The sequence below is a fragment of the Xanthobacter autotrophicus ATCC 700552 genome (genome assembly GCF_043194565.1).
Classification (GTDB): domain Bacteria; phylum Pseudomonadota; class Alphaproteobacteria; order Rhizobiales; family Xanthobacteraceae; genus Xanthobacter; species Xanthobacter autotrophicus_F.
On sequence record NZ_JBAFVS010000009.1, the window covers coordinates 1 to 25663 of the forward strand.

General features: G+C 71.2%; 29 protein-coding genes. 20 read left to right on the plus strand and 9 right to left on the minus strand.

The window, feature by feature from the left end:
- Positions 1 to 594: 594 nt before the first annotated feature.
- Together V5F48_RS11430 and V5F48_RS11435 are read right to left on the minus strand one after the other, a co-directional pair.
- Positions 595 to 1554, minus strand: a complete 960-nt coding sequence (locus V5F48_RS11430; protein ID WP_394258820.1) for a lytic transglycosylase domain-containing protein — start codon at positions 1552 to 1554, stop codon at positions 595 to 597.
- 2 nt (positions 1555 to 1556) lie between these two features.
- Positions 1557 to 2306, minus strand: a complete 750-nt coding sequence (locus V5F48_RS11435) for a S1 family peptidase (protein WP_394107833.1) — start codon at positions 2304 to 2306, stop codon at positions 1557 to 1559.
- A gap of 322 nt (positions 2307 to 2628) precedes the next feature.
- Between V5F48_RS11435 and V5F48_RS11440 the strand changes: the two genes are divergently transcribed.
- From V5F48_RS11440 to V5F48_RS11475, 8 genes are read left to right on the plus strand one after another with little or no spacing between them, the layout of a single operon-like run.
- Positions 2629 to 3192 carry a head-tail connector protein gene (locus V5F48_RS11440; RefSeq protein ID WP_394258821.1) on the plus strand — a complete coding sequence of 188 codons (564 nt, stop codon included), beginning with the start codon at positions 2629 to 2631 and terminating at the stop codon, positions 3190 to 3192.
- Positions 3189 to 3509, plus strand: coding sequence for a head-tail adaptor protein (locus V5F48_RS11445; RefSeq protein WP_394258822.1), 321 nt, complete (start codon positions 3189 to 3191; stop codon positions 3507 to 3509). Before V5F48_RS11440 ends, V5F48_RS11445 begins: the two co-directional genes overlap by 4 nt.
- The gene (locus V5F48_RS11450) at positions 3506 to 3808 is read left to right on the plus strand and encodes a hypothetical protein (RefSeq protein WP_394258823.1); all 303 of its coding nucleotides are present in this window, start codon (positions 3506 to 3508) and stop codon (positions 3806 to 3808) included. Before V5F48_RS11445 ends, V5F48_RS11450 begins: the two co-directional genes overlap by 4 nt.
- Complete coding sequence (locus V5F48_RS11455) at positions 3805 to 4224, plus strand: DUF3168 domain-containing protein (RefSeq protein WP_394258824.1); 420 nt, start codon at positions 3805 to 3807, stop codon at positions 4222 to 4224. Before V5F48_RS11450 ends, V5F48_RS11455 begins: the two co-directional genes overlap by 4 nt.
- A 30-nt stretch (positions 4225 to 4254) precedes the next feature.
- Positions 4255 to 4662, plus strand: a complete 408-nt coding sequence (locus V5F48_RS11460; RefSeq protein WP_394107828.1) for a phage major tail protein, TP901-1 family — start codon at positions 4255 to 4257, stop codon at positions 4660 to 4662.
- Between the two features lie 23 nt (positions 4663 to 4685).
- Positions 4686 to 5042, plus strand: coding sequence for a gene transfer agent family protein (locus tag V5F48_RS11465; protein WP_394258825.1), 357 nt, complete (start codon positions 4686 to 4688; stop codon positions 5040 to 5042).
- Positions 5039 to 5251, plus strand: a complete 213-nt coding sequence (locus V5F48_RS11470; protein WP_394107963.1) for a rcc01693 family protein — start codon at positions 5039 to 5041, stop codon at positions 5249 to 5251. The genes V5F48_RS11465 and V5F48_RS11470 overlap by 4 nt, the downstream gene beginning before the upstream one ends.
- A 9-nt stretch (positions 5252 to 5260) precedes the next feature.
- Positions 5261 to 5833: a phage tail tape measure protein gene (locus V5F48_RS11475; RefSeq protein ID WP_394107826.1), complete on the plus strand. Its 573-nt coding sequence runs from the start codon at positions 5261 to 5263 to the stop codon at positions 5831 to 5833.
- 10 nt (positions 5834 to 5843) lie between these two features.
- Here V5F48_RS11475 and V5F48_RS11480 read toward each other — a convergent pair whose 3' ends face one another.
- Both V5F48_RS11480 and V5F48_RS11485 read right to left on the minus strand, forming a co-directional pair.
- A complete protein-coding gene (locus tag V5F48_RS11480; protein ID WP_394258826.1) occupies positions 5844 to 6128 on the minus strand; it encodes a hypothetical protein in 285 nt (94 codons plus the stop codon).
- Between the two features lie 697 nt (positions 6129 to 6825).
- Positions 6826 to 7593 (minus strand): hypothetical protein, encoded by a 768-nt coding sequence (locus V5F48_RS11485; RefSeq protein WP_394258827.1) that lies wholly within the window; start codon positions 7591 to 7593, stop codon positions 6826 to 6828.
- A gap of 109 nt (positions 7594 to 7702) precedes the next feature.
- On the opposite strand from V5F48_RS11485, the gene V5F48_RS11490 reads away from it, so the two are divergent.
- Genes V5F48_RS11490 through V5F48_RS11500 form a run of 3 tightly spaced genes read left to right on the plus strand, consistent with a single transcriptional unit; the run spans position 7703 to position 9678 of the window.
- Positions 7703 to 8344 (plus strand): phage distal tail protein, Rcc01695 family, encoded by a 642-nt coding sequence (locus V5F48_RS11490; protein WP_394258828.1) that lies wholly within the window; start codon positions 7703 to 7705, stop codon positions 8342 to 8344.
- 6 nt (positions 8345 to 8350) lie between these two features.
- The gene (locus tag V5F48_RS11495) at positions 8351 to 9241 is read left to right on the plus strand and encodes a DUF2163 domain-containing protein (RefSeq protein WP_394258829.1); all 891 of its coding nucleotides are present in this window, start codon (positions 8351 to 8353) and stop codon (positions 9239 to 9241) included.
- Positions 9238 to 9678 carry an NlpC/P60 family protein gene (locus V5F48_RS11500; protein WP_394258830.1) on the plus strand — a complete coding sequence of 147 codons (441 nt, stop codon included), beginning with the start codon at positions 9238 to 9240 and terminating at the stop codon, positions 9676 to 9678. The genes V5F48_RS11495 and V5F48_RS11500 overlap by 4 nt, the downstream gene beginning before the upstream one ends.
- A 21-nt stretch (positions 9679 to 9699) precedes the next feature.
- Here the strand turns inward: V5F48_RS11500 and V5F48_RS11505 are convergent, their stop codons facing one another.
- Positions 9700 to 10515 (minus strand): hypothetical protein, encoded by an 816-nt coding sequence (locus V5F48_RS11505; protein ID WP_394258831.1) that lies wholly within the window; start codon positions 10513 to 10515, stop codon positions 9700 to 9702.
- Between the two features lie 132 nt (positions 10516 to 10647).
- On the opposite strand from V5F48_RS11505, the gene V5F48_RS11510 reads away from it, so the two are divergent.
- The 9 genes from V5F48_RS11510 to V5F48_RS11550 all read left to right on the plus strand — a co-directional run bounded on the left by V5F48_RS11510 (position 10648) and on the right by V5F48_RS11550 (position 21902).
- Positions 10648 to 14547: a baseplate multidomain protein megatron gene (locus V5F48_RS11510; protein ID WP_394258832.1), complete on the plus strand. Its 3900-nt coding sequence runs from the start codon at positions 10648 to 10650 to the stop codon at positions 14545 to 14547.
- A 247-nt stretch (positions 14548 to 14794) separates the two neighbouring features.
- On the plus strand, positions 14795 to 15496 hold the full coding sequence (locus tag V5F48_RS11515; RefSeq protein WP_394258833.1) for a DUF2793 domain-containing protein: 702 nt from the start codon (positions 14795 to 14797) through the stop codon (positions 15494 to 15496).
- A gap of 107 nt (positions 15497 to 15603) precedes the next feature.
- Entirely contained in the window at positions 15604 to 15924 is a 321-nt protein-coding gene (locus V5F48_RS11520; protein WP_394258834.1) for a spike base protein, RCAP_Rcc01079 family, read from the plus strand.
- A gap of 260 nt (positions 15925 to 16184) precedes the next feature.
- Entirely contained in the window at positions 16185 to 17414 is a 1230-nt protein-coding gene (locus tag V5F48_RS11525) for an SGNH/GDSL hydrolase family protein (protein ID WP_394258835.1), read from the plus strand.
- Positions 17415 to 17616: 202 nt separating this feature from the next.
- Complete coding sequence (locus V5F48_RS11530; protein WP_394258836.1) at positions 17617 to 18480, plus strand: glycoside hydrolase family 108 protein; 864 nt, start codon at positions 17617 to 17619, stop codon at positions 18478 to 18480.
- On the plus strand, positions 18477 to 18785 hold the full coding sequence (locus tag V5F48_RS11535) for a hypothetical protein (RefSeq protein WP_394107815.1): 309 nt from the start codon (positions 18477 to 18479) through the stop codon (positions 18783 to 18785). Before V5F48_RS11530 ends, V5F48_RS11535 begins: the two co-directional genes overlap by 4 nt.
- Positions 18786 to 19079: 294 nt before the next feature.
- On the plus strand, positions 19080 to 19751 hold the full coding sequence (locus tag V5F48_RS11540) for a response regulator transcription factor (RefSeq protein WP_394258837.1): 672 nt from the start codon (positions 19080 to 19082) through the stop codon (positions 19749 to 19751).
- Positions 19752 to 19765: 14 nt separating this feature from the next.
- Complete coding sequence (locus V5F48_RS11545) at positions 19766 to 21196, plus strand: ATP-binding protein (protein WP_394107962.1); 1431 nt, start codon at positions 19766 to 19768, stop codon at positions 21194 to 21196.
- 268 nt (positions 21197 to 21464) lie between these two features.
- Positions 21465 to 21902 (plus strand): hypothetical protein, encoded by a 438-nt coding sequence (locus V5F48_RS11550; protein ID WP_394258838.1) that lies wholly within the window; start codon positions 21465 to 21467, stop codon positions 21900 to 21902.
- 147 nt (positions 21903 to 22049) lie between these two features.
- On the opposite strand, the gene V5F48_RS11555 is transcribed toward V5F48_RS11550, so the two are convergent.
- From V5F48_RS11555 to V5F48_RS11570, 4 genes are all read right to left on the minus strand, one after another.
- Positions 22050 to 22889: a universal stress protein gene (locus V5F48_RS11555; RefSeq protein WP_394107812.1), complete on the minus strand. Its 840-nt coding sequence runs from the start codon at positions 22887 to 22889 to the stop codon at positions 22050 to 22052.
- A 145-nt stretch (positions 22890 to 23034) separates the two neighbouring features.
- Complete coding sequence (locus V5F48_RS11560; RefSeq protein ID WP_394258839.1) at positions 23035 to 24096, minus strand: heme-dependent oxidative N-demethylase family protein; 1062 nt, start codon at positions 24094 to 24096, stop codon at positions 23035 to 23037.
- A 19-nt stretch (positions 24097 to 24115) separates the two neighbouring features.
- On the minus strand, positions 24116 to 25072 hold the full coding sequence (locus V5F48_RS11565) for a PDR/VanB family oxidoreductase (RefSeq protein WP_394258840.1): 957 nt from the start codon (positions 25070 to 25072) through the stop codon (positions 24116 to 24118).
- The gene (locus V5F48_RS11570) at positions 25069 to 25656 is read right to left on the minus strand and encodes a dimethylamine monooxygenase subunit DmmA family protein (RefSeq protein ID WP_394258841.1); all 588 of its coding nucleotides are present in this window, start codon (positions 25654 to 25656) and stop codon (positions 25069 to 25071) included. The genes V5F48_RS11565 and V5F48_RS11570 overlap by 4 nt, the downstream gene beginning before the upstream one ends.
- Positions 25657 to 25663: the final 7 nt, after the last annotated feature.

Here is a 25663-nt window from a genome sequence, read left to right on the forward strand (position 1 = left end):
GGGAGGGCAGGGAGGGGGCGGACGGTTTCCGCCTTCCCGCTGCTGGTCTTCTGCCCCCGCCGTTCCTGCCCCCTCCCCAACCCTGCCCCGCACGTGGGAGAGGGGGCGGACCGCGATCGGTGGAGAAGGGGGTTGTCCTCCCGCGCCGCTGGAGAACCCTCTCCCGCTTGCGGGGGAGGGCAGGGTGGGGGCGGACGGTTTCCGCCTTCCCGCTGCTGGTCTTCTGCCCCCGCCGTTCCTGCCCCCACCGTTCCTACCCCCACCCTCCCCCGCACGCGGGAGAGGGGGCGGACCGCGACCGGTGGAGAAGGGAGGTTTGTCATTCCGCGCGGCGGCCGAACCCTCTCCCGCGTGCGGGGGAGGGCAGGGTGGGGGCAGGGCGTTTCCGCCTTCCCGCCGCTGGTCTTCTGCCCCCGCCGTTCCTACCCCCACCCCAACCCTCCCCCGCAGGTGGGAGAGGGGGCCGCGTTGGGGCCAGTGGAGAGTGTGGTTTGTCATTCCGCGCCGCTCTTGAACCCTCCCCCGCGTGCGGGGAGGCGCCGCGTTGCGACCGGGGCGAGGGCGGTCCTGCCGTCGGGTCCCCCGCGCACCCCCTCAGTTCGGCAGTACCAGGCAGGCGCCGCCGGCCTTGCGCAGGCGGTCGCAGATTTTCATGCCCTCGGCCTTGGTCTGGGCCGGGAGGCGCACGCGATAGAAGGTGCGTGGGCCGCGCCCGCCCACCCGCGTCGCCACGATCACCGGGGTCAGGTCTGCGAACACTGCGGGATGCCGGGTCGCCTCCCGGCGGAAGGAGGCAAGCGCGATGTCGCGCGCATAATTGCCGGAGATCTGCACCCCCCAGGGGGCGAACAGCGGGTTGGCCGGCTCGCCCGCCAGCGGTGCCGGCGCGCCCTTGCGCAGGGCGGCCACGGTGGCAAGGCAGGCCTCCTGCGGGAGGGCCGGGGCTTCGCTCGCCTTGTCCGCGCCTTTGTCCGCCGCCTTCTCAGTTTCCTGCCGCCGCAGCGCGGCCCACTCCTCCGCCGGGCGCCCGGTGATGAGGCGCACATAGGTGCGCGTCTCCTCCGGCAGGCCGCCGCCGTTGAGGAAGCCGGAGACGCGGCCGGGACCGGCATTATAGGCCGCCGCCGCCAGACCCAGATTGCCGAAGCGGCGGTTGAGGTCGGCGAGCAGCGCCGCGGAGGCCGGGATCGCCGCCTCCGGATCGAATGGATTTTCGAGCCCGCGTTCCTTGGCCGTGCCCGGCATGAACTGGGCGATGCCCTGGGCCCCCTTGTGGCTCACCACATGGGGGCGGAACGAGCTTTCGCGCCAGATGAGGCGGGTGAGGAAGGCGGCCGGCAGGCCCTCTTTCGCCGCCGCCGCATCGATGAGACGACAGATGGCCTGGTCCACGGTTTCGCCGCGTGCGGGACTTGCGGGAGGGGCCGCCGGCGTGTCCGGCGCGGCTTCACCCGCGGTCTGGCTGAAAGCCGGCCCGGCGCCCAGAAGGGCGACGACGGCGACAGCGAGGATCCGGCCGGCGCGCCTGCAACGGGGCGATGCGGCCGGCGCCATCCCTATCTCCCGCTGCCGAGCGGGCTGCCGAGGCTCTTCGCCGTGGCCTCGATCCAGTCGCGATGGAGCGACACCAAGGTCACGCCGGTGACGCCGCCGCAACCACGGCTGCCCCCCGGCCCGGTGGCCCAGCCGGTGACGCCCGCCACCGCCCCGTCGCGGAAGGCGGGGCCGCCACTGTCGCCGGTGCAGGCGCCGGCCGCGCCCCCCGGTGCGGAGAGCCGCACCATGATGCCGCCCGTGATGCCGATGGAGGGCAGCGCCACCGCGCGCAGCGTGCCGGCGCTCTTGCCCTGGCCGTTGGCGACGACGCCATAGCCGGCGATCAGGAAGGCGGTGCCGTTTTCGGGCAGGCCATCGGCGTCCGCCAGCCGGGCGGTGCGGAAGCGCGCAGGCAAAGGCTCGGCGAGCTTCACGAGGGCGAGGTCCGGGGTCGGCCGGCGGGTCTCGAGCTGGCCGGCATCGAAGCGCGGATGCACGGCGATGCGCTTCGCCGGCACCAGCTTCGGCGGCCCGTCGCCGATGATGGCCACCGCATAGTCCGACGCCGGCGCCACGCAATGGGCGGCGGTGAGCACCAGATCGGGGGCCAGCACCGCGCCGGTGCAGGAGGCGCCGCGGGTGGAGACGATGAGCACCGTCTGCGCCGCCACCTCCGCCGCCGCCGGCGTGCCGCCCATGATGGCCTGCGCCGCGCCTGGAGCAAGAAGAGCCGCGACGAGCGCGAGGACGGGAAGGCGAACGGCGATCATCCCCCGTTTCTGCCGCCCGCCGGACGGTGCGTCAATGGCGGGCGGGGCTGGGAATTTCCTTTCCCCGCGAGGCGATGCCGTTCTGTCACAGCGCCGCCGACATCGTGTCTTGGGCTTGGCCGTGTGCGGTTTTTCGCGTGGTGGCTTCCGGCGGCGGGGGGTGTACCGCCTGATTTCGCCGTGTCTCCCGCCGGCTCTTGGCCCCGCCGGGCTGCCCCCTCCCCAGCCCTCCCCCGCAGGCGGGAGAGGGAGCGCATCGCGCGGGCGGGGATCGCTGTTTCCATCTTCGACCGCCGCCCCCAAACATCCACCGGAGCCCCCCATGGCAGACCTTGTCGCCGGCCCCGCCGCCGAGCCGCTCACGCGCGCCGAGGCGAAGGCCTATCTGCGCATCGACCACACGGACGAGGATGCCCTCCTCGACGCCCTCGTCACCGCCGCCCGGCGCCGGGTGGAGGTGGAGACCGGCCGCGCGCTGATGGAGCAGACCTGGCGCTTCAGCCTCGATGCCTGGCCCCTGCGCGGCATCATCCCCGCCCCCGTGTCGCCGGTGCGGCAGATCCTCAGCGCCACCGTCGCGGCGGCGGACGGGACACCCGTGGCGCTGCCCGCCGGCGCGCTGGCGCTGGTGGGCGATCGCGCCCCCGCCCTGTTCCGCGTGGAGCCGGGGCGGGTGAGCGCGCCGCTGGTGCGCCATGGCGGCATCATCATCACCTTCACCGCCGGCTATGGCCCCGATGCGGCTGACGTGCCGGCGGATCTGGTGCAGGTGGTGCGCCTGCTGGTGGCGCACTTCTATGAGCATCGCGACGGGCCGGGCGAGGCCACCGCGCTGCCCGCCGCCGCGCGGGCGCTGATGGCGCCCTATCGCGTGGTGCGGCTGTGAGCGTCGGGGGCCTGCGTCACCGCCTGACGCACCAGACCGCCGTGGACCTGCCCGACGGGGCCGGCGGCATCGCCCGCACCTTCCTCACCGTGGATGTGCTGTGGGGCGCCATCGAAGCCCTCTCCACCGACTACGGCCTCGCTGAGGAGCGTGCGCGGGCGAGCCGCCTGCTGCGCCTCACCGTGCGCGCGCCCAACACCGTCGCCGCTGGCGACCGCCTGCTCCATGCCGGCCGCCGCTTCCATGTGGAGGCGGTGGTGGACGCGGACGGGCGCGGCCGCTTCCACCACATCCGCTGCCGCGAGGAAGAGACATGAAGGCGACCATCGGCACCAGCGGCCTCCAGGGCCTGGGGTTCCAGGGGCTGGCCCAGCGCCTCGCCGCCCGCCATCTGCCCGCGGCCCAGGCGGAAGCCGCTGCCCGCGCCGCGCGGGAACTGGCCGCCGAGATCACCGCCGAGACCGGCGCCCCCGCCACCATCGCCGGATCGCCGTTGCGGCCGGTGGTGCGGGTTGCCGATCCCGCGCTGCTGGCGCGCATCCGGGGCGGGCTGGGGCGGCCGGGCGATCCGGTGCTCGACCGCATCCGCCTCGCCTTCGCCCGGAGGCGCCCGTGAGCGTGCCCCTCGACAGCCCGGCGCTGGCCCTGCGGGCGGCGCTCCACGGGGCCCTCGTCGCCGATGGGGCGCTCACCGCGCTGCTGGGCGGCCCGCGCATCCATGACGTGCCGCCGGCGGAGGCCGACTTCCCCTTCGTGGCGCTCGGGGAGGCGGTGGTGGCCGACTGGTCCACCGCCACCGAGGCCGGCACCGAGCATGCGCTGACGCTGCACGTCTTCTCCCGCTCCGGCGGGCGGGCGGAGGCCTATGCGGTGGCGGAAGCGGTCGCCCAGGCGCTGCACGATGCGCCGCTGGCGCTCGCCGGCCATCGGCTCGCCAATCTGCGCGCCACCACCGCCGAGGTCCGCCGCGACAGCGATGGGCGCACCTTCCACGCTCTGGTGCGGTTCCGCGCCGTCACCGAGCCCCTTTGAGTTTTGGGACGTGAATTTTCGGAGATCGAGATGGCCGCGCAGAAGGGCAAGGACCTGCTCCTCAAGATGCATGACGGAACCCAGTTCACCACGGTGGCGGGCCTGCGCTCGCGCACGCTGGCCTTCAACGCCCAGAGCGTGGACGTGACCCATTCCGACAGCGCCGGGCGCTGGCGCGAGCTGCTGGACGGGGCGGGGGTGAAGCGGGCGTCGGTCTCCGGCTCCGGCGTGTTCAAGGATGCCGCTTCCGACGCGCTGGTGCGGCAGACCTTCTTCTCCGGCGTGCTGGCCTCCTGCCAGGTAGTGATCCCGGATTTCGGCACCGTCACCGGGCCGTTCCAGATCACCGCGCTGGAGATCGCCGCCGAGCACGACCGCGAGGTGACCTTCGACCTGACGCTGGAAAGCGCCGGGGAACTCGCCTTCGCCGCGCTTTGACGCCGGCCCCGAAAGGACATCCCATGCCCAATGCCCGACGCGGCGAGATCGCGGCCGTGCTCGATGGACGCCCGTGCGTCCTGGTGCTCACCCTCGGTGCCCTCGCGGAGCTGGAGAGCGCCTTCGGCGCCGACGACCTCATGGCGCTGGCCGCGCGCTTCGAGACCGGCCGCCTGTCGGCCCGCGACGCGGCGTGCATCATCAAAGCCGGCCTCAACGGCGCGGGCGAGAGCGTGACCCTCGCCGAGGTGGAGCGCATGCGCGCCGACGGCGGGGCGGCGGGCTTTGCGCGCATCGTCGCGGATCTTCTTGCCATCACCTTTGCCGCCGACGGGGCGGCGGAGGCGCCGGCGTCCCCTCCGTCGCCGCAGCGGGCCTGAGGCCGGAACCCTTCGCCGCCCGTCCCTTTCCCTGGGCGGCGGCCATGGGCGCCGGCTTCGGCCTGCTGCGGCTGAGCCCCGATGCCTTCTGGCGCATGACGCCGCGCGAGCTGGCCGCCGCCGTTTCAGCGCTCCTGCCGCCCGCGCCGGAGCGCCTGTCGCGACCCGATCTTTCCGCGCTGATGACGCGCTTCCCCGATCTGTCCTGAGGCCGACCCATGACCGAAACCGTCGACATCGCCATCGAAGTGGACACCCGCACCGCCAAGGCGGCACTGGGGGAGGTGGAGGTGTCCGCCAAGGGCTTCGCCTCGGCGCTGGCCTCCGCCTTCACCGGCATCGCCGTGCAGGGCAAGGACCTCGGCAGCGTGCTGGAACAGCTCGCCACGCGGCTCTCCAACCTCGCCCTCACGGCGGCCCTCAAGCCCCTGGAGAGTGGGCTGTCCTCGCTGTTCTCGGGGGCGGCCGGCGGGCTCGGATTTGCCCAGGGCGGGGTGATCTCGGACGGGCGGGTGATGCCGTTCGCGCGCGGCGGCGTGGTGGCGGCGCCCACCTATTTTCCCCTCGGCGGCTCCAGCCTCGGCCTCATGGGCGAGAAGGGCGCGGAGGCTATTTTGCCGCTGGCGCGGGGCGCCGATGGCAAGCTGGGCGTGCGCTCGGCGGAAGGGGCGGGACGGGCGGCGGTGACGGTGAATGTCTCCACCCCGGATGTGGCCGGCTTCCGCCGCTCCGAGGCCTATCTGTCGGGCCTGGTGGCGCGGGCGGTGGCGCGCGGCCAGCGCGGGGCGTGAGCGCCGGGTTTCAACGCGTGCTCTTCCACGGGTCGCTGGCGGCGGCGGTGCCGCTGCCGGAGGGGGTGCCGCCGAACTGGTTCGGCGCGCCGGTGAGGGCGGAGCCGCTGAAGCCGTCCGCCCGCACCGTCGCGCCCGTGCGCACGCAGGACGTGCCGCCCGGCACCTTCTGAAAGCCGGCGCCGTACTGGGCGCAGCTGGTATCCTCTTTCTTCGCGGCCGCCGACTGGGCGTGCGCGCCACTCGCCAGAAGGAGCGTGGCGAGGCCGGCGCCCAACGCTCCGGCACGCCGCAATGGGTGTCCTCCATGGCGCGCCAGACGCGCCGGGCGCGGCGCGGGGCAGGGCGGGAGCGATGCTGCATCAGGCATGGGGCGGGTCCGGATTGCTCCCGCCGCTTGAGGCGGGACGGGCGGACCATAGCGCGCCCGCAGCTGTGGGAAAATCCCCCGGTTCGACGGTGCGCATGCCTCAACGCCAGGTCGGCATTGGAAAAACAGCACCGGGAAACGGGGACCGCGCGGCGCGTTCCGGCCGCTTGATGGCGGGCGAAGGACGCGGGGCGATGATCGGTCCCGGCATGCACCTCAGGACGGTGCGGTTTCGAGGGCGTGTGTCTTGGAGGGCACGTCTTGGAAGGCGTGTCTTGGAGGGCACGTCGACGAATGGTGCACCTCAGCGCATGCACGCCTTAGGCGCCGATGCGATACCAGGCTCAGAGCCTTCTGCGCCGCACGACCTGACGGGGATCGCCGCGACGCCGGTGCGGGCCGACAACCGGAGCCTGAAGAGGTGCGATGACGACGGACCGTGAGAAGGAACAGCCCGTGAGAAAGAACAGCCGGTCTTTTAAGAACGCAAGCACAGGCCGCATCCGTTCCGCCGATCCGGATGCGGGCCCTGTTCAACCGCCGCCCGTGGGCGACAGGCCTGTTTCGCTCCGATGGGACACCACAGCACAGGGCCGAGTGCCAGCCATCGGGGAAGCGAACCTCACTTCTTGGCGGCGGCCTTGGGGGCCTTTGCAGCAGTCTTCGGAGCGGCGGCCTTTGCAGCGGCAGGCTTCGGAGCAGCCGGGGCGGGAGCAGCAGCCTTGGGAGCAGCAGCCTTGGGGGCAGCAGCTTTCTTGGCGGCCGGCTTCGCAGCGGCCTTCGGGGCGGCGGCCTTCGGAGCGGCGGCCTTGGGGGCAGCAGCCTTGGCGGCAGCAGGTTTGGCGGCCGCAGGCTTGGCCGGTGCGGCCTTGGCTTCTGGCGCGGGCTCGGCCTTGGGGGCAGCAGCCTTGGGAGCGGCAGCCTTCTTGGCAGCGGGCTTGGCTGCGGCAGCCTTCGCGGGGGCTTTCACCTCGGCGGGCTTAGCTGCAGCGGGCTTGGCTGCAGCCTTGGCCGGCTTCGCGGCGGCGGGCTTGGCAGATGCAGCCTTCGGTGCCGGCGACTTGGCCGCCACGGCCTTCGGCGCGGTCTTTTCAGCGGCAGGCTTTTCAGCTGCGGCCTTCTTTGCGGCGGCGGGCTTGGCTGCCGCCTTGGGGGCAGCGGCCTTGGGGGCAGCAGCCGGTTTGGGCGCCGCGGCTTTCGCGGGGGCCTTCGCTGCGGCGGCCTTCGGGGTCGCTGCGGCAGTCGCTGGGGAAGTCGCTGCGGTCTTGGGTGCTGTGCTTTTGGCGACCGCCGCCTTGGGAGCGGCCTTCGCCGCAGCCTTCGGGACGAGTGCCTTTTCGGCGGGTTTCTCGGCGGCGGCGGCCGGTTTTTTTGCGGGCTTGGGGGCCATGCTTTCGCTCCATGCTCAACGGGGCGGGGCAAAGTCAAGGCGTCACGTTCAACTATGTCAAGGCCATCTCTACTGTTTTCGCCTAAGAATTGGGGAATAGGGGCATCATATGGCCGCCTTCCATGAGATTTTGTTCCCGCTGGAGGTCGCATTGGGCGCTTCGGGCGGTCCCGAGCGCGTCACGGAAGTGGTGACGACCGCGTCCGGACGCGAGGAACGCAACACGCGACAGGCTGATTCGCGTCGGCGCTGGGACGCCGGATACGGGGTGAAGAGCCTCGCCGCGCTCGCCGATGTGGTGACGTTTTTCGAGGAGCGTCGCGGGCGTCTCTACGGCTTCCGCTGGCGCGACCGGCTCGACCACTCCTCGGCCCCGCCGGGGCACGCCGTGACGCCCCTCGACCAGGTGATCGGGGCCGGCGACGGCACGCGCGCAACCTTCGCGCTGACGAAGACCTACGGCGGCCTCCACGCGCCCTATGCGCGGGCCGTCACCAAGCCCGTTGCGGGCAGCGTGCGCGTTGCCGTGAACGGGGTCGAACGCATTGAAGGCACGCACTTTTTTCTGGACGCGACGCGCGGCGAGATCACCTTCGCCGCGGCCGCCGTCCCAGCATCGTCGGCCCTCGTGTCGGCCGGCTTCACCTTCGATGTCCCGGTGCGTTTCGACACCGATTTCCTCGAGGTGAATCTCACCGCCTTCGCCGCGGGCGACATCCCGCGCATCCCCGTCATCGAGATCCGCGTGTGAGGCCAGATGCGCACCCTTCCTTCCGCCCTCGCGGCCCATCTCGCATCGGGCGCGACCACCTTGTGCCATGCCTGGCGCGTGACCCGGCGCGACGGCCTCGTCACCGGCTTCACCGATCATGATCGCGACCTCGTGGTCGACGGGCTCGCCTGCAAGGCGGCATCGGGCATTTCCGGCTCGCAGAGCACCCACGCCGCCGGCCTCGCGGTGACCGGCGCGGAGGTCTCCGGCGCGCTGTCCCACGATGCGCTGTCGGAGGATGATCTCGCCGCCGGCCTCTATGACGGCGCGTCCGTCGACCTGCTGCTGGTGAACTGGCAGGACCCCGGCCAGCACCTCCTCCTGAGGCGCGGCACCATCGGCGAGGTGCGCGCCCAAGATGGCGTCTTCACCGCCGAGATCCGCAGCCTCTCCGATGGCCTCAACCAGACCCGCGGGCGCCTGCTGTCCTCGACCTGCGATGCGGATCTGGGCGACGGGCGCTGCGGCGTGGACCTCACCCTCCCGGCCCATGCGGCGAGCGCCATTGTGGCGGCGGTCCCGGGCGCGCTGAGCCTGCGCGTGACCGGCCTTTCCGCCTTCGCGGAGGCGGCCTTCGCGCGGGGTCGCGCGCGGTTTTCGAGCGGTGCCAACGCGGGCTTCGTCACCGAGGTGAAGGCGCATCTGGTGGATGCCGAGGGGGTGTTGCTGCGCCTGTGGCAGCGCCCGCCGTTCGCGGTGGCGGAGGGGGACGGGATCGCGCTCACCGCCGGGTGCGACAAGCAGTTCGCGACCTGTCGCGACCGCTTCTCGAACGCACTCAATTTCCGCGGCTTCCCCCACATGCCCGGCAACGATTTCGTCATCTCCGTCGCCATTCCCGGCGAGGGCGGATACGACGGGAGCCTCATGGAATGACCGCGTCCCTCACCCGCGCCGCCGTCCTCGCCGAGGCGCGCGGCTGGATCGGCACGCCCTACCTCCATCGCGCCTCGCTGAAGGGGCAGGGGGCGGATTGCCTCGGCCTCGTGCGCGGGGTGTGGCGGGAGCTGATCGGCCCCGAGCCGGAGGCCATGCCGCCTTACGCGCCGGATTGGGCCGAGGCCGGCCGCCGCGAGACCCTGGCGGAGGCTGCGCGACGCTGCCTTACGGCCGTGCCGGTGGAAGCGGCGCAGCCCGGCGACGTGCTGCTGTTTCGCTTCCGCGCGCACCTTCCGGCCAAGCACGCCGCCATCCTCGCCGAGGGCGGGCGCATGATCCACGCCTATGACGGGGCGTGCGTGTGCGAGGGGCACCTTGCGCCCTGGTGGCGCCGCCGCCTCGCCTTCGCCTTCGCCTTTCCGGGGGTGAGGTAGGGGCGCTGCCCGTGCGTGGCGCTATTCAGGACTCGACCGGCCCGAGGGCTTGCGCCGCGGCGCTTTTTTCGGGGCGGAGGCATGGGCGCGCAGCCAGTCGATGGCGCCGGGCGTCTTCTCCCATCCCGAGCGGAAGTCGAGGACATATTCGATCGCTTCGTTCGCGTCGCCGGGTGTGTAGTAGGGCGACAGGCGCGCGGGGATCGGCTTCTCGCCGGTGAGGAAAGCCGGCACGTGGGGGTTCTCTGCCATGGCCTTGGCCAGCAGCTTGCGGTTCTGCGCGTCGTCGCCGGACCGGCGGAAGGCCGCCAGCGGCCTCGTCCAGGACCACGCGGCCGCGCTGTCCTCGGGATACGTCTCGAAGAGCGCCGCGAGGTCGTCGTCACGTCCCGCCTCCAACAGGACGGCGGCCAGGATGTGGCGGGCGCCCTGGTTGTCATTCGGGTTCAGCCGCAGCATCTCGCGCAGGTGGTCGATGGCCGCTGCATGGTCGCCGCGCACCTTCTCGGTGCATGCGAGGCCGAACAGCGCGCGCATGAAGGGGCGGGTTTCGAGGAGGCCCCAGAAGTCCCCCTCGTCTTTCTTGAAGGCCGCCGCGCCGAGCGCGGCGCGCCCGGCTTCCTCTCCGCGGCGCCACAGGTCGAGTGCCGCATCGGAGCCGACTTCGGCGTGCTCGGCCAGAAGCACGTAGGCATCCGCACAGAGGGCGCTGACGGTCAGCGCCTTCTCGGCGAGCGCAATGCGGCGCTTGGCCGTGCGCGCATCCCATGCCTCATAGATCAGCTCCTGCGCACGATCGAGCACATCTTCTTCGCTGGGTTTCGACTTGCGTGCCATCTCGCTTTCCTGTCGGACCATACGAACACGATAGCTGCCCTCCGCACCCACGGCGACGATCTTCGCGTGAACGTCCACACGCTGACACCCCGGCCGTTTCGTGCCCCCCTCCCAAACCCTTTAGGATATCCCATGGCGACCCTGCTTCTCGGCGCCGCCGGCAGCCTTGTCGGCGGCGCGCTGTTCGGGCCCGTCGGCGCCATCGCCGGGCGGGCGCTGGGCGCCCTCGGCGGCTCGGTGATCGATGGCGCGCTGTTCGGCGGCAGCCGCTCGCGCAACACCCAGGGCCCCCGCCTCACCGACCTCGACGTGATGGGCTCCACCGAGGGCACGCCGCTGCCCCGCGTCTACGGCCGGGCCCGCCTTGCCGGGCAGGTCGTTTGGGCGACGCAGCTGAAGGAGGTGGCCACCACCGCCACCCAGTCCACCGGCGGCAAGGGCTCCAGCCTGACCTCTTCCGCGCCGACCACCACGACCTACACCTACTACGGCAATTTCGCCGTGGCGGTGTGCGAGGGGCCGGTCTCGCGCATCGGCCGGATCTGGGCCGACGGCAAGCTGCTGGATACCCGACGCCTGACCGTGCGCCTCCATCTCGGCGACGAGACACAGGCGCCGGACCCCCTGATCGAGGCCCGCCAGGGGGTGGCCGCCACGCCGGCCTATCGCGGCGTCGCTTATGTGGTGTTCGAGAACCTGGACCTCACCGACTACGGCAATCGCCTGCCCCAGATCACGGTGGAGGTGGAGCGCGCGGTGGGCGCGCTGGAACGGCAGGTGCGGGCGGTGACGCTGATCCCCGGCGCCGGCGAGTTCGCCTATGACACGCGCACCATCCGCCAGCTGCACGGGCCGGCGCGCTACGGGCGGGAGAACCGCCATGTCAGCACCGCGTCGAGCGATTTCGAGGTGGCCCTCGACCAGCTCATGGGCACCTGCCCGAACGTGGAGCAGGTGTCCCTCGTGGCCGCCTGGTTCGGCGACGACCTGAGGGCGGGGGCCTGCACCGTGCGCCCGCGCACCGAGCGCTCCGGCAAGGAGACGTCCGTCGCCTGGATCGTGAGCGGCGAGACACGGTTCAGCGCCCTCGCGGTCTCCCAGTACGAGGGCCGTTCGGCCTATGGCGGCACCCCCTCCGACGAGAGCGTGGTGCGGGCCATCACGCGGCTGAACGAGGCCGGCCTGAAGGTGACGCTGAACCCGTTCCTGATGATGGACATTCCCGCCGACAACACCCGCCCCGATCCCTGGACCGGCGCCGCCGCCCAGCCGGCCTATCCCTGGCGCGGGCGCATGGTGTGCGATCCGGCGCCGGGGCAGCCGGGAACGGTGGACGGAACCGCCGCGTGCGGGACGCAGGTGGCGGCCCTGTTCGGCACCGCCGCGCCCACCGATTTCACCCGCTCCGGTTCGGCGGTTTTCTATCACGGCCCGGCCGAATGGAGCCTGCGGCGCATGGTGCTCCACTATGCCCATCTCGCGGTGGCGGCGGGGGGCGTGGAGGCCATCCTCATCGGCTCGGAGATGGTGGCGCTCACCCGCCTCACCGACGACACCGGCGCCTGTCCCGCCGCCGTCGCGCTGGCCGCCCTCGCCGCCGATGTGAAGGCGGTGGTGGGCGCCGGCACCCGCGTCTCCTACGCCGCCGACTGGACCGAATATGGCGCGCAGGTGATGGCCAACGGCGATGTGCGCTTCCCGCTGGACGCGGTGTGGAGCGCCCCGGCGGTGGACTTCATCGGCATCGATTTCTACCCGCCGCTGGCCGACTGGCGCGACGGCGCCGGCCACCTCGACGCAGCGTTGGCCAGCGACATCCACGACCGCGCCTATCTGAAGGCCAACCTCACCTCCGGCGAGGCGTTCGACTGGTTCTATGCGGATGAGGCCGCCCGCGCCGCGCAGGCGCGCACCTCCATCACCGACGGCGCCCATGGCGAGCCCTGGCTGTACCGCCAGAAGGACCTGAAATCCTGGTGGGCCAATGCCCATCACGAGCGCGTCGCCGGCACGCGTCTGGCCACGCCCACCGCGTTCGCGCCCGGCGCCAAGCCCATCCGCCTGATGGAAACGGGCTGCCCCGCCGTGGACAAGGGCGCCAACCGGCCGAGCGTCTTTCCCGACGCCAAGTCCTCCGAGAACGCCCTGCCGCCCTTCTCCACCGGCGCGCGGGATGACCTGATCCAGCGCCGCTTCCTGGAAGCCGTGCTCGGCGCCTTCGCCCCCGATGCGGACGAGGCCGACAATCCGCCCGCGCCCCTCTATGGCGGGCGCATGGTGGAGGCGGCATTCGCGTGGACCTGGGACGCGCGGCCCTTCCCGCAATTCCCCCTCGCGGAGACGGTGTGGGCCGATGGCGCCAACTGGGCCACCGGCCACTGGCTCACCGGCCGTCTCGGCGGCGCCCCCCTCGACGGGCTGGTGGCGACGCTCTGCGCCGATTTCGGCGTCGGCGATGTGGAGGCCTCAGCCCTCTCCGGCGCGGTGGATGGCTATGTGGTGGATCAGCCCATGGCCGGCCGCGACGCGCTGGAACCTCTGGCCCGCGCCTTCGGCTTCGAGGCCGGGGAGGCGGAGGGCCGCATCGCCTTCCGCTCCCATGGCGCCGGGCCGGTGACCGAGATCGGCGCCGACGACCTGGTGCGCAGCGAGGACGACCCGCTCGTGTCCTCCACCCGCGCGCAGGAAAGCGAGCTGCCGCTTCAGGTCTCCATCGGCTTCGTGGACAGCCTGAAGGATTATCGCCGCGCCACCGTCTCCTCCCGCCGGCTCAAGGGCGGCAGCCGCCATGTGAGCCATGCGGACCTCGCCGTCGTCGCCTCCGATGCAGCCATGGCGCGGGCCGCCGATATCTGGCTTCAGGACCTGTGGGCGGGACGCGAGACCGTCACCTTCTCGCTGCCGCCCTCGCAGCGCGCGCTGACGCCGGGCGACCTCGTGCGCCTCACCATGGACGGGCGCGCGCGGCTCCTCGAAATCACCGGCGTGGAGGAGGCGGAAGCCCTCGCGGTCACCGGCCGCAGCATCGAGCCGGAGGTGTTCGACGCGGCGCTGGCGCAGGGGTCGGGCGGCAGCGTGGCGCTGCCCGCCGTGTCCGGCCCGCCGGATGTGCTGGTGCTGGACCTGCCCGCATTGTCGGAGGCGGAACCCGCGCCGCTGCAATATCTTGCCGCCGCAGCGACCCCCTGGCCGGGGACGCTCGCCATCTGGCGCTCGGGGGATGGCGAGAGCTTCGAGGTGGTGGCGCCGGTCACCGCATCCGCGACCCTGGGGACGCTGATTTCCGACCTTCCACCGGGGCCGGTCTGGCGCTTCGACCACTGGAACAGCGTCGATGTGATGCTGCAATCCTCCCTGCTCGTCCCGGCCAGCGCGCACGCCGTGCTGGGCGGCGCCAACCTCTCCGCGCTGGTGGCGGAGGGGCGGGCGCCGGAGGTCATCGCCTTCACCGGCGCCGAGCTGATCGACACCGACACCTATCGCCTCTCCGGCCTGCTGCGCGGCCTTGCCGGCACCGAGGCGGCGGGCTCCGAAAGCTGGCCGGCGGGAACGCGCCTGGTGCGTATCGACGGCACTTTGGTGGTCGTCGCGAGCGGCCTCTCGGCGCTGGGGCGCGGCTCCATCTACCGGGTCGGCGCGGCGCGGGACGACCAGGGGGCGGAGGATGTCACCGAAGTCACCGCCACCGCCACCGGCACCGCCTTGAGCCCGCTGTCGCCGGTGCATGTGCGCGGACGGCGCACGGCGGAGGGCGTGGCGCTCTCCTTCATCCGCCGCACCCGCCTCGCGGGCGATGGATGGGACGCGCTGGAGGTGCCCCTGGGCGAGGCCAGCGAGGCCTATCGGGTGGAAATCCTCTCCGGCGCCAGCGTGGTGCGCGCCTTCGAGGTGGGCGCGCCGCAGCTGCTCTATGGGGCCGCCGACGAGATGGCCGATTTCGGCGTGCCGCAGGCCGTCCTCACCGTGCGCGTCGCCCAGCGTTCCGCCAGCGTCGGACTGGGCGCGGCGGTGACGGCGGTGGTGGTGCCTTAACAAGCCCGCCGCTCGTGTCCCGGACCAGCGACGGCGCAGCCGGAGCACCGAGCCGGGATCCAGCGCAAAGGTCCTGCGCAGCAGTCGATACCAGCGCTGCCGGGTTCAGAAGCGCCTGCGGCGGATTCCTGCGCTGGGCCCCGGCTCTCCTTCCGCTCGCGCTCCAGTCGACCGGGGCACGTCGGCGCGGCCTGAGCACCGCCTCGGCGCTCTCGCCCCCTCTCCCCCAACCCTCTCCGAGGCCCCCATGACCGACCAGTCGGCCAACCTCGCGTTGCCCTATATCGCGGCGGCGCAGGCGCAGAAGCATGTCACCCATAACGAGGCCATCCGCCGCCTCGATGCCTTGGTGCAACTGGTGCTGGAAAGTGCCACCGCCACCGCCCCGCCGTCCGTCCCCGCCGAGGGCGCGCGCTGGTTCGTGCCGGCCGGCGCCACCGGCGCCTTCGCGGGGCACGCGGGCTCCATCGCCGCCCATGAGCAGGGCGCGTTCGATTTCCTGCCGGTGGCCCAGGGCTTCCTCGCCTTCATCCGCGACGAGGGGCGGCTCGGGCTGTTCGATGGTGACGCCTTCGTCTCGCCCTTCGCCGCGAGCGCCCATCGCGCCGCCATCGCGGGACAGGTGATGGAAGAGGATGTGACGCTGGCCGGCGCCTTCGTGGAGACGGCCATGGCCATCCCGGACCGGGCCATCGTGCTCGCCGTCTCCACCCGCACGCTTGCCGCCGTGACCGGCGCAACCTCTTACGATTGCGGCATTTCCGGAGAAGCTTCCAAATTCGGCGGCAGCCTTGGCGCGGCGGCGGGCGCCACCAACGTGGGCGTCATCGGTCCCACCGCCTTCTATGCCGCGACGCCCGTGCGCCTCACCGCCAACGGCGGCAGCTTTACCGGCGGCACGGTGCGCGTCGCGCTCCACTTGCTCACCTGTTCCGCGCCCGAGGCGTGAGGCCAGCGGCCCCGGTCTCGACCGGTGCCGAGACGGTTTCGCTCAAGCGCCGCGCGGGCCTGGACCCGAGGCCGCGCTCCAGCCTTTGCCCTCCATCGGAGATCCCCATGCCCTACGATCCCGCCCGCGATCCCCTGAAGGGGTTCGCGGCCTCCCTGTCGTCGCCGGCGCGCCAACTGGTGCGCATCACCCCCGCCGACGGCGCCGACCTTGCCACCTATGCCAAAGCCCTGTGGGTGTTCGTGCCCGAGGACGTGGCCGAAGGCGTCGCCACCATCCGCATCACCCCCGTCGCCGGCGGCGATGCCGACACGGTGGATGTCCTTGCGCTCCCCGGCCTCCAGCCGCTGCCGCCCTGCCAGGTGCGGCGGGTGTGGGCCACCGGCACCACCGCCGGCCTTTCCATCTACGCCCTCACCGACCGCTGACCCGCCCGCGGCCCGGCGCGCGCCGCGCGCGGTCGTGAGCCGGGCGGTGTGCCGGGCGGTGTGCCGGGTCCTGCGGGCGGGGCACCGAACCGCGAGGTCCCCATGCTGTCGCTTTCCCTTTCCCTCGCTTCGCTCTGGCGGCGGGCCGGCCTGCCATCCCGAAAGGTGGTGGGCGGTGTCGCCGTGGAGCGTCTGCGGAGCCGCAGTGGCGGCTTCCTCTCGTCCGGCACGGGTCGGGCTCTTTACGGAAGGATTTCCTGATGTTGTTGATTAATGACCCCGATTTCTCCGCGGTCCGGACCCTGGCGGAGAGCTACAGCCGCACCCGCTGGGTCGGCATCGGCCAGCGCGGCGTCGGCTTCACCGGCGATGCCGGCACTGATGCCACCAACAATTCCTTCAACAACTGGTCGCGGCACTTTCTTCCCAACGGGCGGACGCTGCGGGCCATCCGGGTGGAGTGGTCGCGGGGCGACATCAACGTGGACGGCGAGGCCGACCGCGTCCAGGACATTACCAGTTTCGCGGCGAGCATCGTCATCAACAGCGTCGTGCATCGCCTGTTCTTCGGCGGCCAGCCCTCCACCACCATCACCGCCGGGCGCGGCACCCTCCTGTCGGATCCCCTGTGGATCGACAGCGCGGCGGCGACCGACTTCATCGTCCGCGCCTACGGCAAGTGGACCGGCACGCTGAAGCTGGCCGCCACCCCCGACAGCACGGTGGTCCTGACCGGCGAAGGCTGCAATCGCGGCACCGACCTCACCAACCGGACCATGGACGCCTTCGACGCCGCCGCCCCGGTGAATTCCGGCAGCGGCCTGTTCACCCCGGTGGCGATCCACGCGCTGCTGGACGGTGATACGCCGGTCATCGGCCTGCTCACCGACAGCATCGGCAAGGGCACCAACGACACCTCGCCCACCACCACCTATGGCTGGAAGGGCTACATCCAGAAGAGCCTGCAGAATGCCCTGCCGTGGGTCTATACCGGGCGCGGCGGGCACCGCATCTGGTACCTGGCCTCCCGCGACGACGGCGAGCGCTCGGTGCTGATGAACAGCGGGATCACTCACCTGATCCTCGCCATGGTCACCAACGACCTCTGGATCGGCCGCACCAAGGCGCAGATCCTGGCGGATACGCAGACGGTCTGCGCCCGCTACTGGGACTATGGGGTGAAGACCTACATCGTCACCTGCCCGCCGCGTACCACCGGCACCTATACCTCGGCGGCGGGCCAGTCCATCTACGATGCCGCCAAGGAACCGGTGCGCCTCGACTACAACGACGACGTGCGCGCCAACTGGATCTCCTACGGGCACTCCGGCCTGATCGACATGGCGGCGGTGCTCGAGGACCCGGCGGCGCCCGGCAAGTGGGTGTCGTCCGGCGCCGTCGCCCGCACCAATGACGGCGTGCACCCCAACACCAGCGGCGTGAACAACCTCGTCGCCGCCGGCATCGTCACCCCGTCCATGTTTACCTGACCGGGTTCACCTGACCGGCACGCCACGGCGGCGGGAGGCCCCGCTCGGGGCTCGCGCAGCCGTGGCGACGGGTGACCCTTCAACGCCATCCGGGCGGCCTCGCGCCGCGTTGACCCGCGACGCCGCCCGCTCTGTTCCATCGTTCCTTCGTCGCGTGGGCCGGTGTCCGAGCCGCGCGGAAAACTGCTTCAGGATGATATCCATGGCCAAGACGAGCTTCGCGCCGGCGCTCCATGCCGTGCTGCGCCACGAGGGCGGCTATTCCAACCATCCCGACGATCCCGGCGGCCCCACCATGAAGGGCGTCATCCAGCGCGTCTATGACGGCTACCGGCGCGGCAAGGGGCTTGGCGTGCGCCCGGTGCGCGAGATCGCGGAGGAGGAACTCCAGGACATCTATCGCCGCCAGTACTGGAACGCCATCCGCGCCGACGAACTGCCGGAGGGCATCGATTATGTGGTGTTCGACGGGGCGGTGAATTCCGGCCCCGGCCAGTCGGTCAAATGGCTGCAGCGGGCGCTGGGCCTGCCGGCGGACGGGGAGATGGGGGCGGTGACTTTGGCCGCCGCCCGCACCGCGGCGGAAACGGCGCCGGCCCGGCTCGTGGACGCCATCTGCGACCGCCGCCTCGCCATGCTGAAGGCGCTCAAGACCTGGCCGGTGTTCGGCCGCGGCTGGGGGCGGCGGGTGGAGGAGGTGCGCAAGGCCGGCAAGGCTTGGGCGACGGGTGCCGGTCCCGCCCGCCGCATTCCGGTGCTGGAGGGGCAGGGCAGCACGATCCCGGCCGGCAAGGCCCCTGTCGCCAGTGCCCGCCCGGGGCCGAAGCCGCAGGCGGGTGCCGGCGCGGCGGCGGGCGGCCTCGCCGCTTCCGCCGTGTCCGAGGCGGCACGCCAGATCGCCCCCCATGCGCAGGCGTCCGCGACCCTCGCCCTCGTCTTCACGGGCCTGACCCTGCTCGGCCTCGCCCTCACCCTCGGCGGCGTCACCTATGTGTGGTGGAGCGCCCGCGCCGGGGCGCGCCGAGCGGCGATCCTCGATCTCCTGCCCACCGGGCCGGCGTCGTGAGCGGCCTTGCCCATCTCCTCGGCTACGGCGTGCCCTGGTGGCTCTGGGCCGTGGCCGGCCTTCTCGCCGTCGCGGCGCTGATGCGGGTCGCGGGACCGCGCGCGGCGCTCGCGGCGGCGGCCGTGCTCGCTTTCGTCCTCGCGCACCGCAAGGGCGCGCAGCAGGGCTATTCCCACGCCATCAAGGAAGGAGAACGCGATGCCGAGCGCATCCTCGATACGGCGCGCGCTGCGCGGGCCGGCGCTGATCGCCGCGATGCTGACGCTCGCCGGCTGCGCGACGACGACGGGTTCCGGCGCGAGTAAGGTCTATTGCGCCGCGGCCCAGCCCCTCCGCTGGTCGGCGGCCGACAGCGACGCGACCATCCGCCAGGCGAAGGCCCACAACGCGGTGGGCCTTCGCCTGTGCAACTGGCGCTGATCCTGCTTTGACTGAGGGGCGCGCGGCCCTGCGGCGCCGTTCACGCTTGCTCCGCCGCGCGCCTCTGTCATTCTCGACGGGCCGGGCGGCGACGATGAAAACGTTATCCCTCAAAAAGGGGGATGCCGGCCGGCTGGCGCGTGCTCTAAGAGATGGAAAGCCGAAGCCGGAGGAAACCTGTGCGTCTTTTGGTGGTCGAGGACGATCCCGAGCTGAACCGACAGCTCGTCGAGGCCCTGTCCGACGCGGGCTATGCCGTGGATCGCGCCTATGACGGCGAGGAAGGGCAGTATCTCGGCGAGAGCGAGCCCTATGACGCCATCGTTCTCGATATCGGCCTGCCCAAGCTTGACGGCATCTCGGTTCTGGAGAGCTGGCGCCGTGCCGGCAAGGTCACCCCGGTGCTCATCCTCACCGCCCGCGACCGCTGGAGCGACAAGGTGCAGGGCTTCGACGCCGGCGCCGACGATTATGTCGCCAAGCCCTTCCACATGGAGGAGGTGCTGGCCCGCCTGCGCGCCCTGCTGCGGCGCGCCACCGGCCATGCCTCCAGCGAGATGACCTGCGGGCCGGTGCGGCTCGATACGCGCTCCGGCCGGGTCACCGTGGAAGGCAATCCGGTCAAGCTCACCTCCCACGAATACCGGCTGCTGAGCTACCTCATGCACCATGCCGGGCGCGTGGTGTCGCGCGGGGAGCTGGTGGAACACCTCTACGACCAGGATTTCGACCGCGATTCCAACACCATCGAGGTGTTCGTCGGGCGCCTGCGCAAGAAGCTCGACTGCGACGTTATCCAGACCGTGCGCGGCCTCGGCTATCTGCTCGCCGCGCCGGAAGGGCAGCGCTGAAGCGCGGAACCATGATGGAAAAAGCGTCGCGGCCCTCGGAATACGCCCCCGGCTCGCTGGCCTTCCGCCTCGTGCTTTCGGCGATGGGCATCACCGTGGTGGTGCTGCTGGTGGTCGGGTTCGTCCTGTCCTCGCTCTACCGCACCGCGGCCGAGCGCGCCTTCGACCGGCGGCTCGACGTGTACCTGAAGACCATCGTGGCGGAGGTGGCCAACGCCACCGACGATGCGCTTCCCGAGCCGATAGCCCTTGGCGATCCCCTGTTCGCCTTCCCCAATTCCGGCTGGTACTGGCAGATCACCCTTCTCTCCGGCAATGGCGAGGAGCGGCGGCGGGCCTCGCGCTCACTGGTGACGGGAGCGCTGCCGCTGCTGGCAAAGCAGGGCATCAAGAGGCGGCCCGGCCTGATGCGCGAGGGCTATGTGAAGGGCCCCCACGGCGAGGAGCTGCGCCTTGCCGAACGCGACGTGGATCTGGGCGCCAATGAGCGCTACGTGGTCTCCGTGGCGGCGGTGGCCTCCGAACTGGATGAGGAGATTTCCGCCTTCAACCTGGCGCTCGCCGGCACGTTGGTGGTGCTCGCCTGCGCCTTCCTGCTGGTGGTAATGGTGCAGGTGCGCTTCGGGCTGATGCCGCTGACGCGCATCTCGAAGGTGCTCGTCGACGTGCGCTCCGGCAAGGCGGAGCGGCTGGACGGCTCCTACCCGGATGAGATCGTCCCGCTGGTGCGGGAGGTCAACGCCCTCATCGACGCCAACAAGGAGATCGTGGAGCGCGCCCGCACCCATGTGGGCAACCTCGCCCACGCCCTCAAGACGCCGCTCTCCGTGCTGATGAACGAGGCCGGCACCAGGGACGATCCCCTCGCCATGCGGGTGCGCGACCAGGCCGGCGTGATGCGCGACCAGGTGGCCCACCACCTGGAGCGGGCGCGCATGGCGGCCCGCGTCTCCGTGGTGGCCAGCGTGTGCGAGGTGACGCCGGTCATCACCGCGCTCGCCCGCACCATGGAGAAGATCTACCGCACCAAGGATCTCGCCATTGAGGTTCACATCCGCGACGACGTCCATTTCCGCGGCGAGCAGCAGGACCTGGAGGAGATGGTGGGCAACCTCGTGGACAATGCCTGTAAGTGGGCCTCGTCCCGGGTCGAGCTGGAGGTATGTATCGGCCAGCCGAAATCCCCCGGTGATCGGGTCTTCTACCACGTCATCATCGACGACGACGGGCCGGGGCTGGATCCGGCGCGGCGGGTGGATGTGGGCCGGCGCGGGCGGCGGCTCGACGAATCAAAGCCGGGCTCGGGGCTCGGCCTGTCCATCGTGCATGAACTGGCGCTGCTCTATGGCGGCCGCTTCGAGCTGAGTTCCGCGCCCATCGGTGGCCTACGCACCGAGCTGGTGTTGCCGGCCGCCGCGCCGCCGCCCGCGGCCGCCGCGTCTTGAAGGGCGCGGCCCCGCCACAGGTGCAGGGCTGCGCTCCAGTGACGCGCCCGGAGCGCCTTCCCGTCCAAGTCTGTTTTCAGGCGGCCCGCGACCGCTTAAGAGGGAGGAGAGCCTTGGGGCGCGATGCGAGCAGATGGACTCCACCTGCTCGGTGAATCGCCCTCTGAACTCAAGGATGGAGCCGCGTTTTCTGATCGGACTGCGGTGCGATCCGATCGGCGCGTGCTCTGGTGTCGTCCCAGTGTCCTTGCGCGTGAGACCCCATCCGATGCCCGCCCGCATGGTTTGCGTCCGCTTCTGTGCCCTTGCCGCCCTCGCTTCGGCCCTCGGCGGTTGCGCGACGGAGTCCGGGCCGGGCCGGTCCATCGCCGCCCAGGCGGCACTGCCGACAGCCCCGGTCATGAGCGGGGCGGTCTCCGGAGGCCTCATCAGCGGCGGTATCGGCAACGGCCTCGACGAGGCCGACCGGCGCCGCGCCCTGGATGCCGAAATCTCCGCGCTGGAAACCGGCGGCCCGGGCTATCCCATCGGCTGGAAGGGCGAAAATGGCACCCACGGCACGGTGGTGGCCGGGCCGCCCTACAATCGCGCGGGCTTCCAGAGCTGCCGCGATTATTCCCACACCATCTACATCGACAACCGCCCGCAGATCGCCCGCGGCGCCGCCTGCCGCGCGGCGGACGGGCGCTGGCAGCCGGTGAGCTGAGGCGGTTGTCGGGAGGAATACCCGGCGTTTTCGAGCAAAGGGGATGCCGGCTGGCGTGAAAAGCGCGTCAACGTGCCCGCCGCGGGGCAGAAAACGCGCCCGTCGCCTGAGGCGGTGCGGGCGCTTATTTTCAGTGGCTCAGGACGATCAATAGGACATGAACAGGGGGACCTTGCAGTCCTCCAGCAGCGATTGGGTGACCCCGCCCAGCACCCATTCGCGCACGCGGGAATGGTTGAAGGCGCCCATGACGATCAGGTCCGCGTCAATGAGCGAGGCTTGCTCGCGCAGCGTGCCGGCGATGCCCTCAGGGCCCGCGACGAGGTTCTTCACGCTCACGTTCACGCCATGGCGAACCAGGTGAGGGGCAAGCTCGGCGCCGGGCACTTCGTGCGCCAGCTCCTTTTCCGAACCGATGGCGAGCACCTCCACCGTCTCGGCGGCCTTGAGGATGTCCATGGCGTCGTTGACCGCCCGCACCGCGCGGGCGCTGGCATCCCACGCCACCAGCACGCGATGGTGCCGGAAGGTGTCGAAGCCGGGCGGTACCACGAGCAACGGGCGCCCGCTTTCGAACAGCAGGCCCTCGATGAGGCCCCGGTCGGCATTGACCGTCGCCGTCTCCGCATCCAGCACCGAAATGTCGTGGACGCGGGCCTGGGCGATGAAGGTATCCACGAGCTGGGGGTAGGACAGCTGCGGCGTGTCCACAGAGGCGGCAACGCCGGCCGCGGCCGCATCGCCGCGCGCCCTTTCCGCCACCGCGTCGGCGAGGTGGCGCAGGCGACGGTTGTGCGCGGCCACGAGGCCGGAGGCCACGTTGCTCACGAAGGTGTTGCCCATCACCACCTTGAGAGAGGCGGCCTGAATGGTGGCATGGGCACCGGACTTCTGCGCCAGGGACAGCCCATAGGCGAGGGCGGAGGAGGGCTCGTCGATGCCTTCTTCCGTCATGCCGATGAGAACGCTTTTTATGTTCTGAAGCATTTTGGTTTTCCTCCACAGACACGGCACATTACCTAGCACGGTTAAGGTGTCGTTGCGTGAGGTCAACCAACGGAAAAGCTCCGGCTCCAACGTGAAAAGCGCGTGCTGAACGGGCCGGCGTGCCCGGGGGCGTCGCGACCGGTCCTCATCCCGCCAGCACTGCCGTGTCCGGCGCGATGCCCTTGGAGGTCGGTTCCCCGTCATCCAGGGGGGCAAGGTGGTCCAGCACCGTCTGGCGGAAGCGGGGCAGGCCCTTGTAGGCGGCGATGTCGGGGTGAAGGTCCCGCAGCACCCGGTGCAGGCGCCGGCGCCATTTCGGCACCCGCGCGATATCGGCCACGCTGGTGAGATAGCAGCGGATGCCGAACAGGATCGCATTGGAGCGCGGCAGGCGATAGAGGGTCTGCAACTCCACCCGCAGGTACACCTTCTGCGCTACGTTGTCCGGCGTGACGCTCGCCTTGTCCGGCCCCCACACCGGATAATTCTCCGGCGAGGTATCGAGGCGCGGATTGACCGTCATGGTCCAGTTGAGGCGCCGCACCGGCTGGCCATACTGAAGGCGCAGCAGGTATTTCAGCGCCCGGTCGAACACCCCCTTCTCGTGGGCCAGCGGCACCGGGCCATGCCATTGGTGGAAGCTCATGCCGATGTCGAATTCCAGCGACCAGTCGGCCTGGGTGGTCACCATGCCGCCGTCCACATAGAGGTTGTCGTCGCGCTGGTCCTGCAGGGTGAAGTCGCCCTGCGCCTGCCTCGTGATGTATTCGAACGGCCCGCAGGGCAGGGTCTCGGCCTTACCGAAGGTGAAGCTCTGGTGGATGTTGAGCGGCCGGTTCACCCAGGTCCACAGGTCACCCGCCTTGGTCAGGGAGAAGTGCTCGGGATAGTCCTGCGCAAGGCTCTCCATGATGAGTTCGAGGCTGTCCCACTCCGCCGCCATCATGTGCGGCAGCACCTGGCAGCGCTTGGGGTCTTCCTTCAGCACCCGCTCGCGCTCGCGGCATTCGGCGATGTAGTGCTCGTCGATGTCGAACGCCGCCTGGAAGGCGGGCGAGGGGCCGCCACGGACGTGCGGCTCGATGTTCACCGAGTACATGTATTCGTCCTCGGGGAACGGGAAGGGGAAGCGCAGGATGTCCTCCGGCGACTTCTTGTAGGTGAAGGTGTCGCGGAAGGTCTCGGCGGGCTTGAACTGGAGGGTCATGGGATGGTCCTTCCGAAGCTTAAAGATCGAGCACAAGGCGCGGCCCGCGGGCGCGGGAGACGCAGGTCATCATCCGCGTGCCGCCCGCCTTCTCCTCGGCGGAGAGGAAGTCGTCGCGGTGGTTCACCTCGCCCTCGATGACGGAGGTCATGCATTCGCCGCAGGCGCCGCCGCGGCACAGGCAGGGCGCGTCGATGCCCGCCGCCTCGATGGCTTCCAGCAGGGTCTGGGTCTCGCCCACGTCCACCTCGATGCCGGAGCGCTTGAGGAGGACGCGGAACGGCAGGCCGCCGGTGGCGCCGCCGAAGCTCTCCTTGTGGATCTTGCCCTTGGGCCAGCCCAGCGCGGCGGCGGTGCCCGTCACCGCATCCATCAGGGCGTGCGGGCCGCAGACATAGACATGGGTGCCCAGCGGCTGGCGCGATAGCAGGCCGGCGAGGTCGAAGGCGGCGCGGCCGCCGCCATGGACGCGGATCTCTTCGCCGGCGGCATGGGGCGCGAGCAGGCGCTCGAACACGGGCGCCTCGTCACCGTTTGAAAGGTGGTGCAGCTCGAAGCGGGCGCCCCGCGCCTTCAGCTCCGGCAGGAAGGACAACAGCGGCGTGATGCCGATGCCACCGCCGATGAGCAGATGCTTCTTCGCCGTGGCGGCGAGCGGGAACAGGCTCACCGGGCGCGCCATCTCCAGCACGTCGCCGGGCGCGACCTTGCGGTGGAGGAAGTCCGAGCCGCCGCGCGACTGGGCGACCAGACGCACGATGATGTCGTAGCGTGCCCGCTCCATGGGCGGCGTAACCAGGGAATAGGCGTTCTTCATCACCCGCGCGCCGTCGCGCAGGGTGAGCATCACATGGCCGCCGGCGGGCGGGGGGGGGAACAGGCCGCCGTGGGCCGGCTCGAACGAGAAGCGCTTGAGGCTCGGTGCCAGCTCGACGATATCGCGCACGCGCACCTGAAGGGGTTCCCCGGCGGTCATGAATACAGCTCCTCGGCCTGCGGCACCTCGCCGGGCACTTCCGCGTCGATCTGCACGGCCATGAAGGCGGCGAGCCGCCGCGAGAAGTGATCGCGCACGAACAGCGGCGCCCCGCAGCCCGCGCATGTGGCGATGGAGGTGGTGACGCCCTCCATCACCGTGCGGCAGTGGACGCAGAAAATGCGCCGTGCCTGCGCGCCCACATGGGCGAAGGCCATTTCCTGCGGGCTGAGGCCGGCGCGCATGCCGATGCCGTAGGCGTCCCACAGGAACGGTTCCGGCCCGACGGCGTAGAGGCGCAGGCCCATGGTCTCGCGGGCAAGCCGCTCCTCAAGCGCCGAGAACAGGTGGGGCACGGAGCGGAAGAGGCGCACCGCGCCCGCTTCCTCCTCCATGGCCGGGCTGGCGGGCACGGCGCTCTTGCGCGCCACCGTCCACACCTCGAAGGCGGAGGGGGCAACCCCCTCCGCCAGAGCCTCGGCCGGAACTTCGGACCCGTCCACCACCAGGAGATGGTGGCGGCCCTGCGGGTCCGGCGCGATCGGCTGATACGTGGGGCGGCTCTTGATGCCTTGATCGCTCATCTCGTCT

Bases quoted from the DNA above. Each gene is read 5' to 3' on its own strand.
- V5F48_RS11545 (WP_394107962.1), top strand. From the start codon at position 19,766: ATGGAAAAAGCGTCGCGGCCCTCGGAATACGCCCCCGGCTCGCTGGCC.
- V5F48_RS11435 (WP_394107833.1), bottom strand. From the start codon at position 2,306: ATGATCGCCGTTCGCCTTCCCGTCCTCGCGCTCGTCGCGGCTCTTCTT.
- V5F48_RS11565 (WP_394258840.1), bottom strand. From the start codon at position 25,072: ATGACCGCCGGGGAACCCCTTCAGGTGCGCGTGCGCGATATCGTCGAG.
- V5F48_RS11460 (WP_394107828.1), top strand. From the start codon at position 4,255: ATGGCCGCGCAGAAGGGCAAGGACCTGCTCCTCAAGATGCATGACGGA.
- V5F48_RS11525 (WP_394258835.1), top strand. From the start codon at position 16,185: ATGTTGTTGATTAATGACCCCGATTTCTCCGCGGTCCGGACCCTGGCG.
- V5F48_RS11440 (WP_394258821.1), top strand. From the start codon at position 2,629: ATGGCAGACCTTGTCGCCGGCCCCGCCGCCGAGCCGCTCACGCGCGCC.
- V5F48_RS11450 (WP_394258823.1), top strand. From the start codon at position 3,506: ATGAAGGCGACCATCGGCACCAGCGGCCTCCAGGGCCTGGGGTTCCAG.
- V5F48_RS11475 (WP_394107826.1), top strand. From the start codon at position 5,261: ATGACCGAAACCGTCGACATCGCCATCGAAGTGGACACCCGCACCGCC.
- V5F48_RS11510 (WP_394258832.1), top strand. From the start codon at position 10,648: ATGGCGACCCTGCTTCTCGGCGCCGCCGGCAGCCTTGTCGGCGGCGCG.
- V5F48_RS11500 (WP_394258830.1), top strand. From the start codon at position 9,238: ATGACCGCGTCCCTCACCCGCGCCGCCGTCCTCGCCGAGGCGCGCGGC.
- V5F48_RS11495 (WP_394258829.1), top strand. From the start codon at position 8,351: ATGCGCACCCTTCCTTCCGCCCTCGCGGCCCATCTCGCATCGGGCGCG.
- V5F48_RS11555 (WP_394107812.1), bottom strand. From the start codon at position 22,889: ATGCTTCAGAACATAAAAAGCGTTCTCATCGGCATGACGGAAGAAGGC.
- V5F48_RS11490 (WP_394258828.1), top strand. From the start codon at position 7,703: ATGGCCGCCTTCCATGAGATTTTGTTCCCGCTGGAGGTCGCATTGGGC.
- V5F48_RS11485 (WP_394258827.1), bottom strand. From the start codon at position 7,593: ATGGCCCCCAAGCCCGCAAAAAAACCGGCCGCCGCCGCCGAGAAACCC.
- V5F48_RS11520 (WP_394258834.1), top strand. From the start codon at position 15,604: ATGCCCTACGATCCCGCCCGCGATCCCCTGAAGGGGTTCGCGGCCTCC.
- V5F48_RS11550 (WP_394258838.1), top strand. From the start codon at position 21,465: ATGCCCGCCCGCATGGTTTGCGTCCGCTTCTGTGCCCTTGCCGCCCTC.
- V5F48_RS11430 (WP_394258820.1), bottom strand. From the start codon at position 1,554: ATGGCGCCGGCCGCATCGCCCCGTTGCAGGCGCGCCGGCCGGATCCTC.
- V5F48_RS11515 (WP_394258833.1), top strand. From the start codon at position 14,795: ATGACCGACCAGTCGGCCAACCTCGCGTTGCCCTATATCGCGGCGGCG.
- V5F48_RS11505 (WP_394258831.1), bottom strand. From the start codon at position 10,515: ATGGCACGCAAGTCGAAACCCAGCGAAGAAGATGTGCTCGATCGTGCG.
- V5F48_RS11560 (WP_394258839.1), bottom strand. From the start codon at position 24,096: ATGACCCTCCAGTTCAAGCCCGCCGAGACCTTCCGCGACACCTTCACC.
- V5F48_RS11465 (WP_394258825.1), top strand. From the start codon at position 4,686: ATGCCCAATGCCCGACGCGGCGAGATCGCGGCCGTGCTCGATGGACGC.
- V5F48_RS11570 (WP_394258841.1), bottom strand. From the start codon at position 25,656: ATGAGCGATCAAGGCATCAAGAGCCGCCCCACGTATCAGCCGATCGCG.
- V5F48_RS11530 (WP_394258836.1), top strand. From the start codon at position 17,617: ATGGCCAAGACGAGCTTCGCGCCGGCGCTCCATGCCGTGCTGCGCCAC.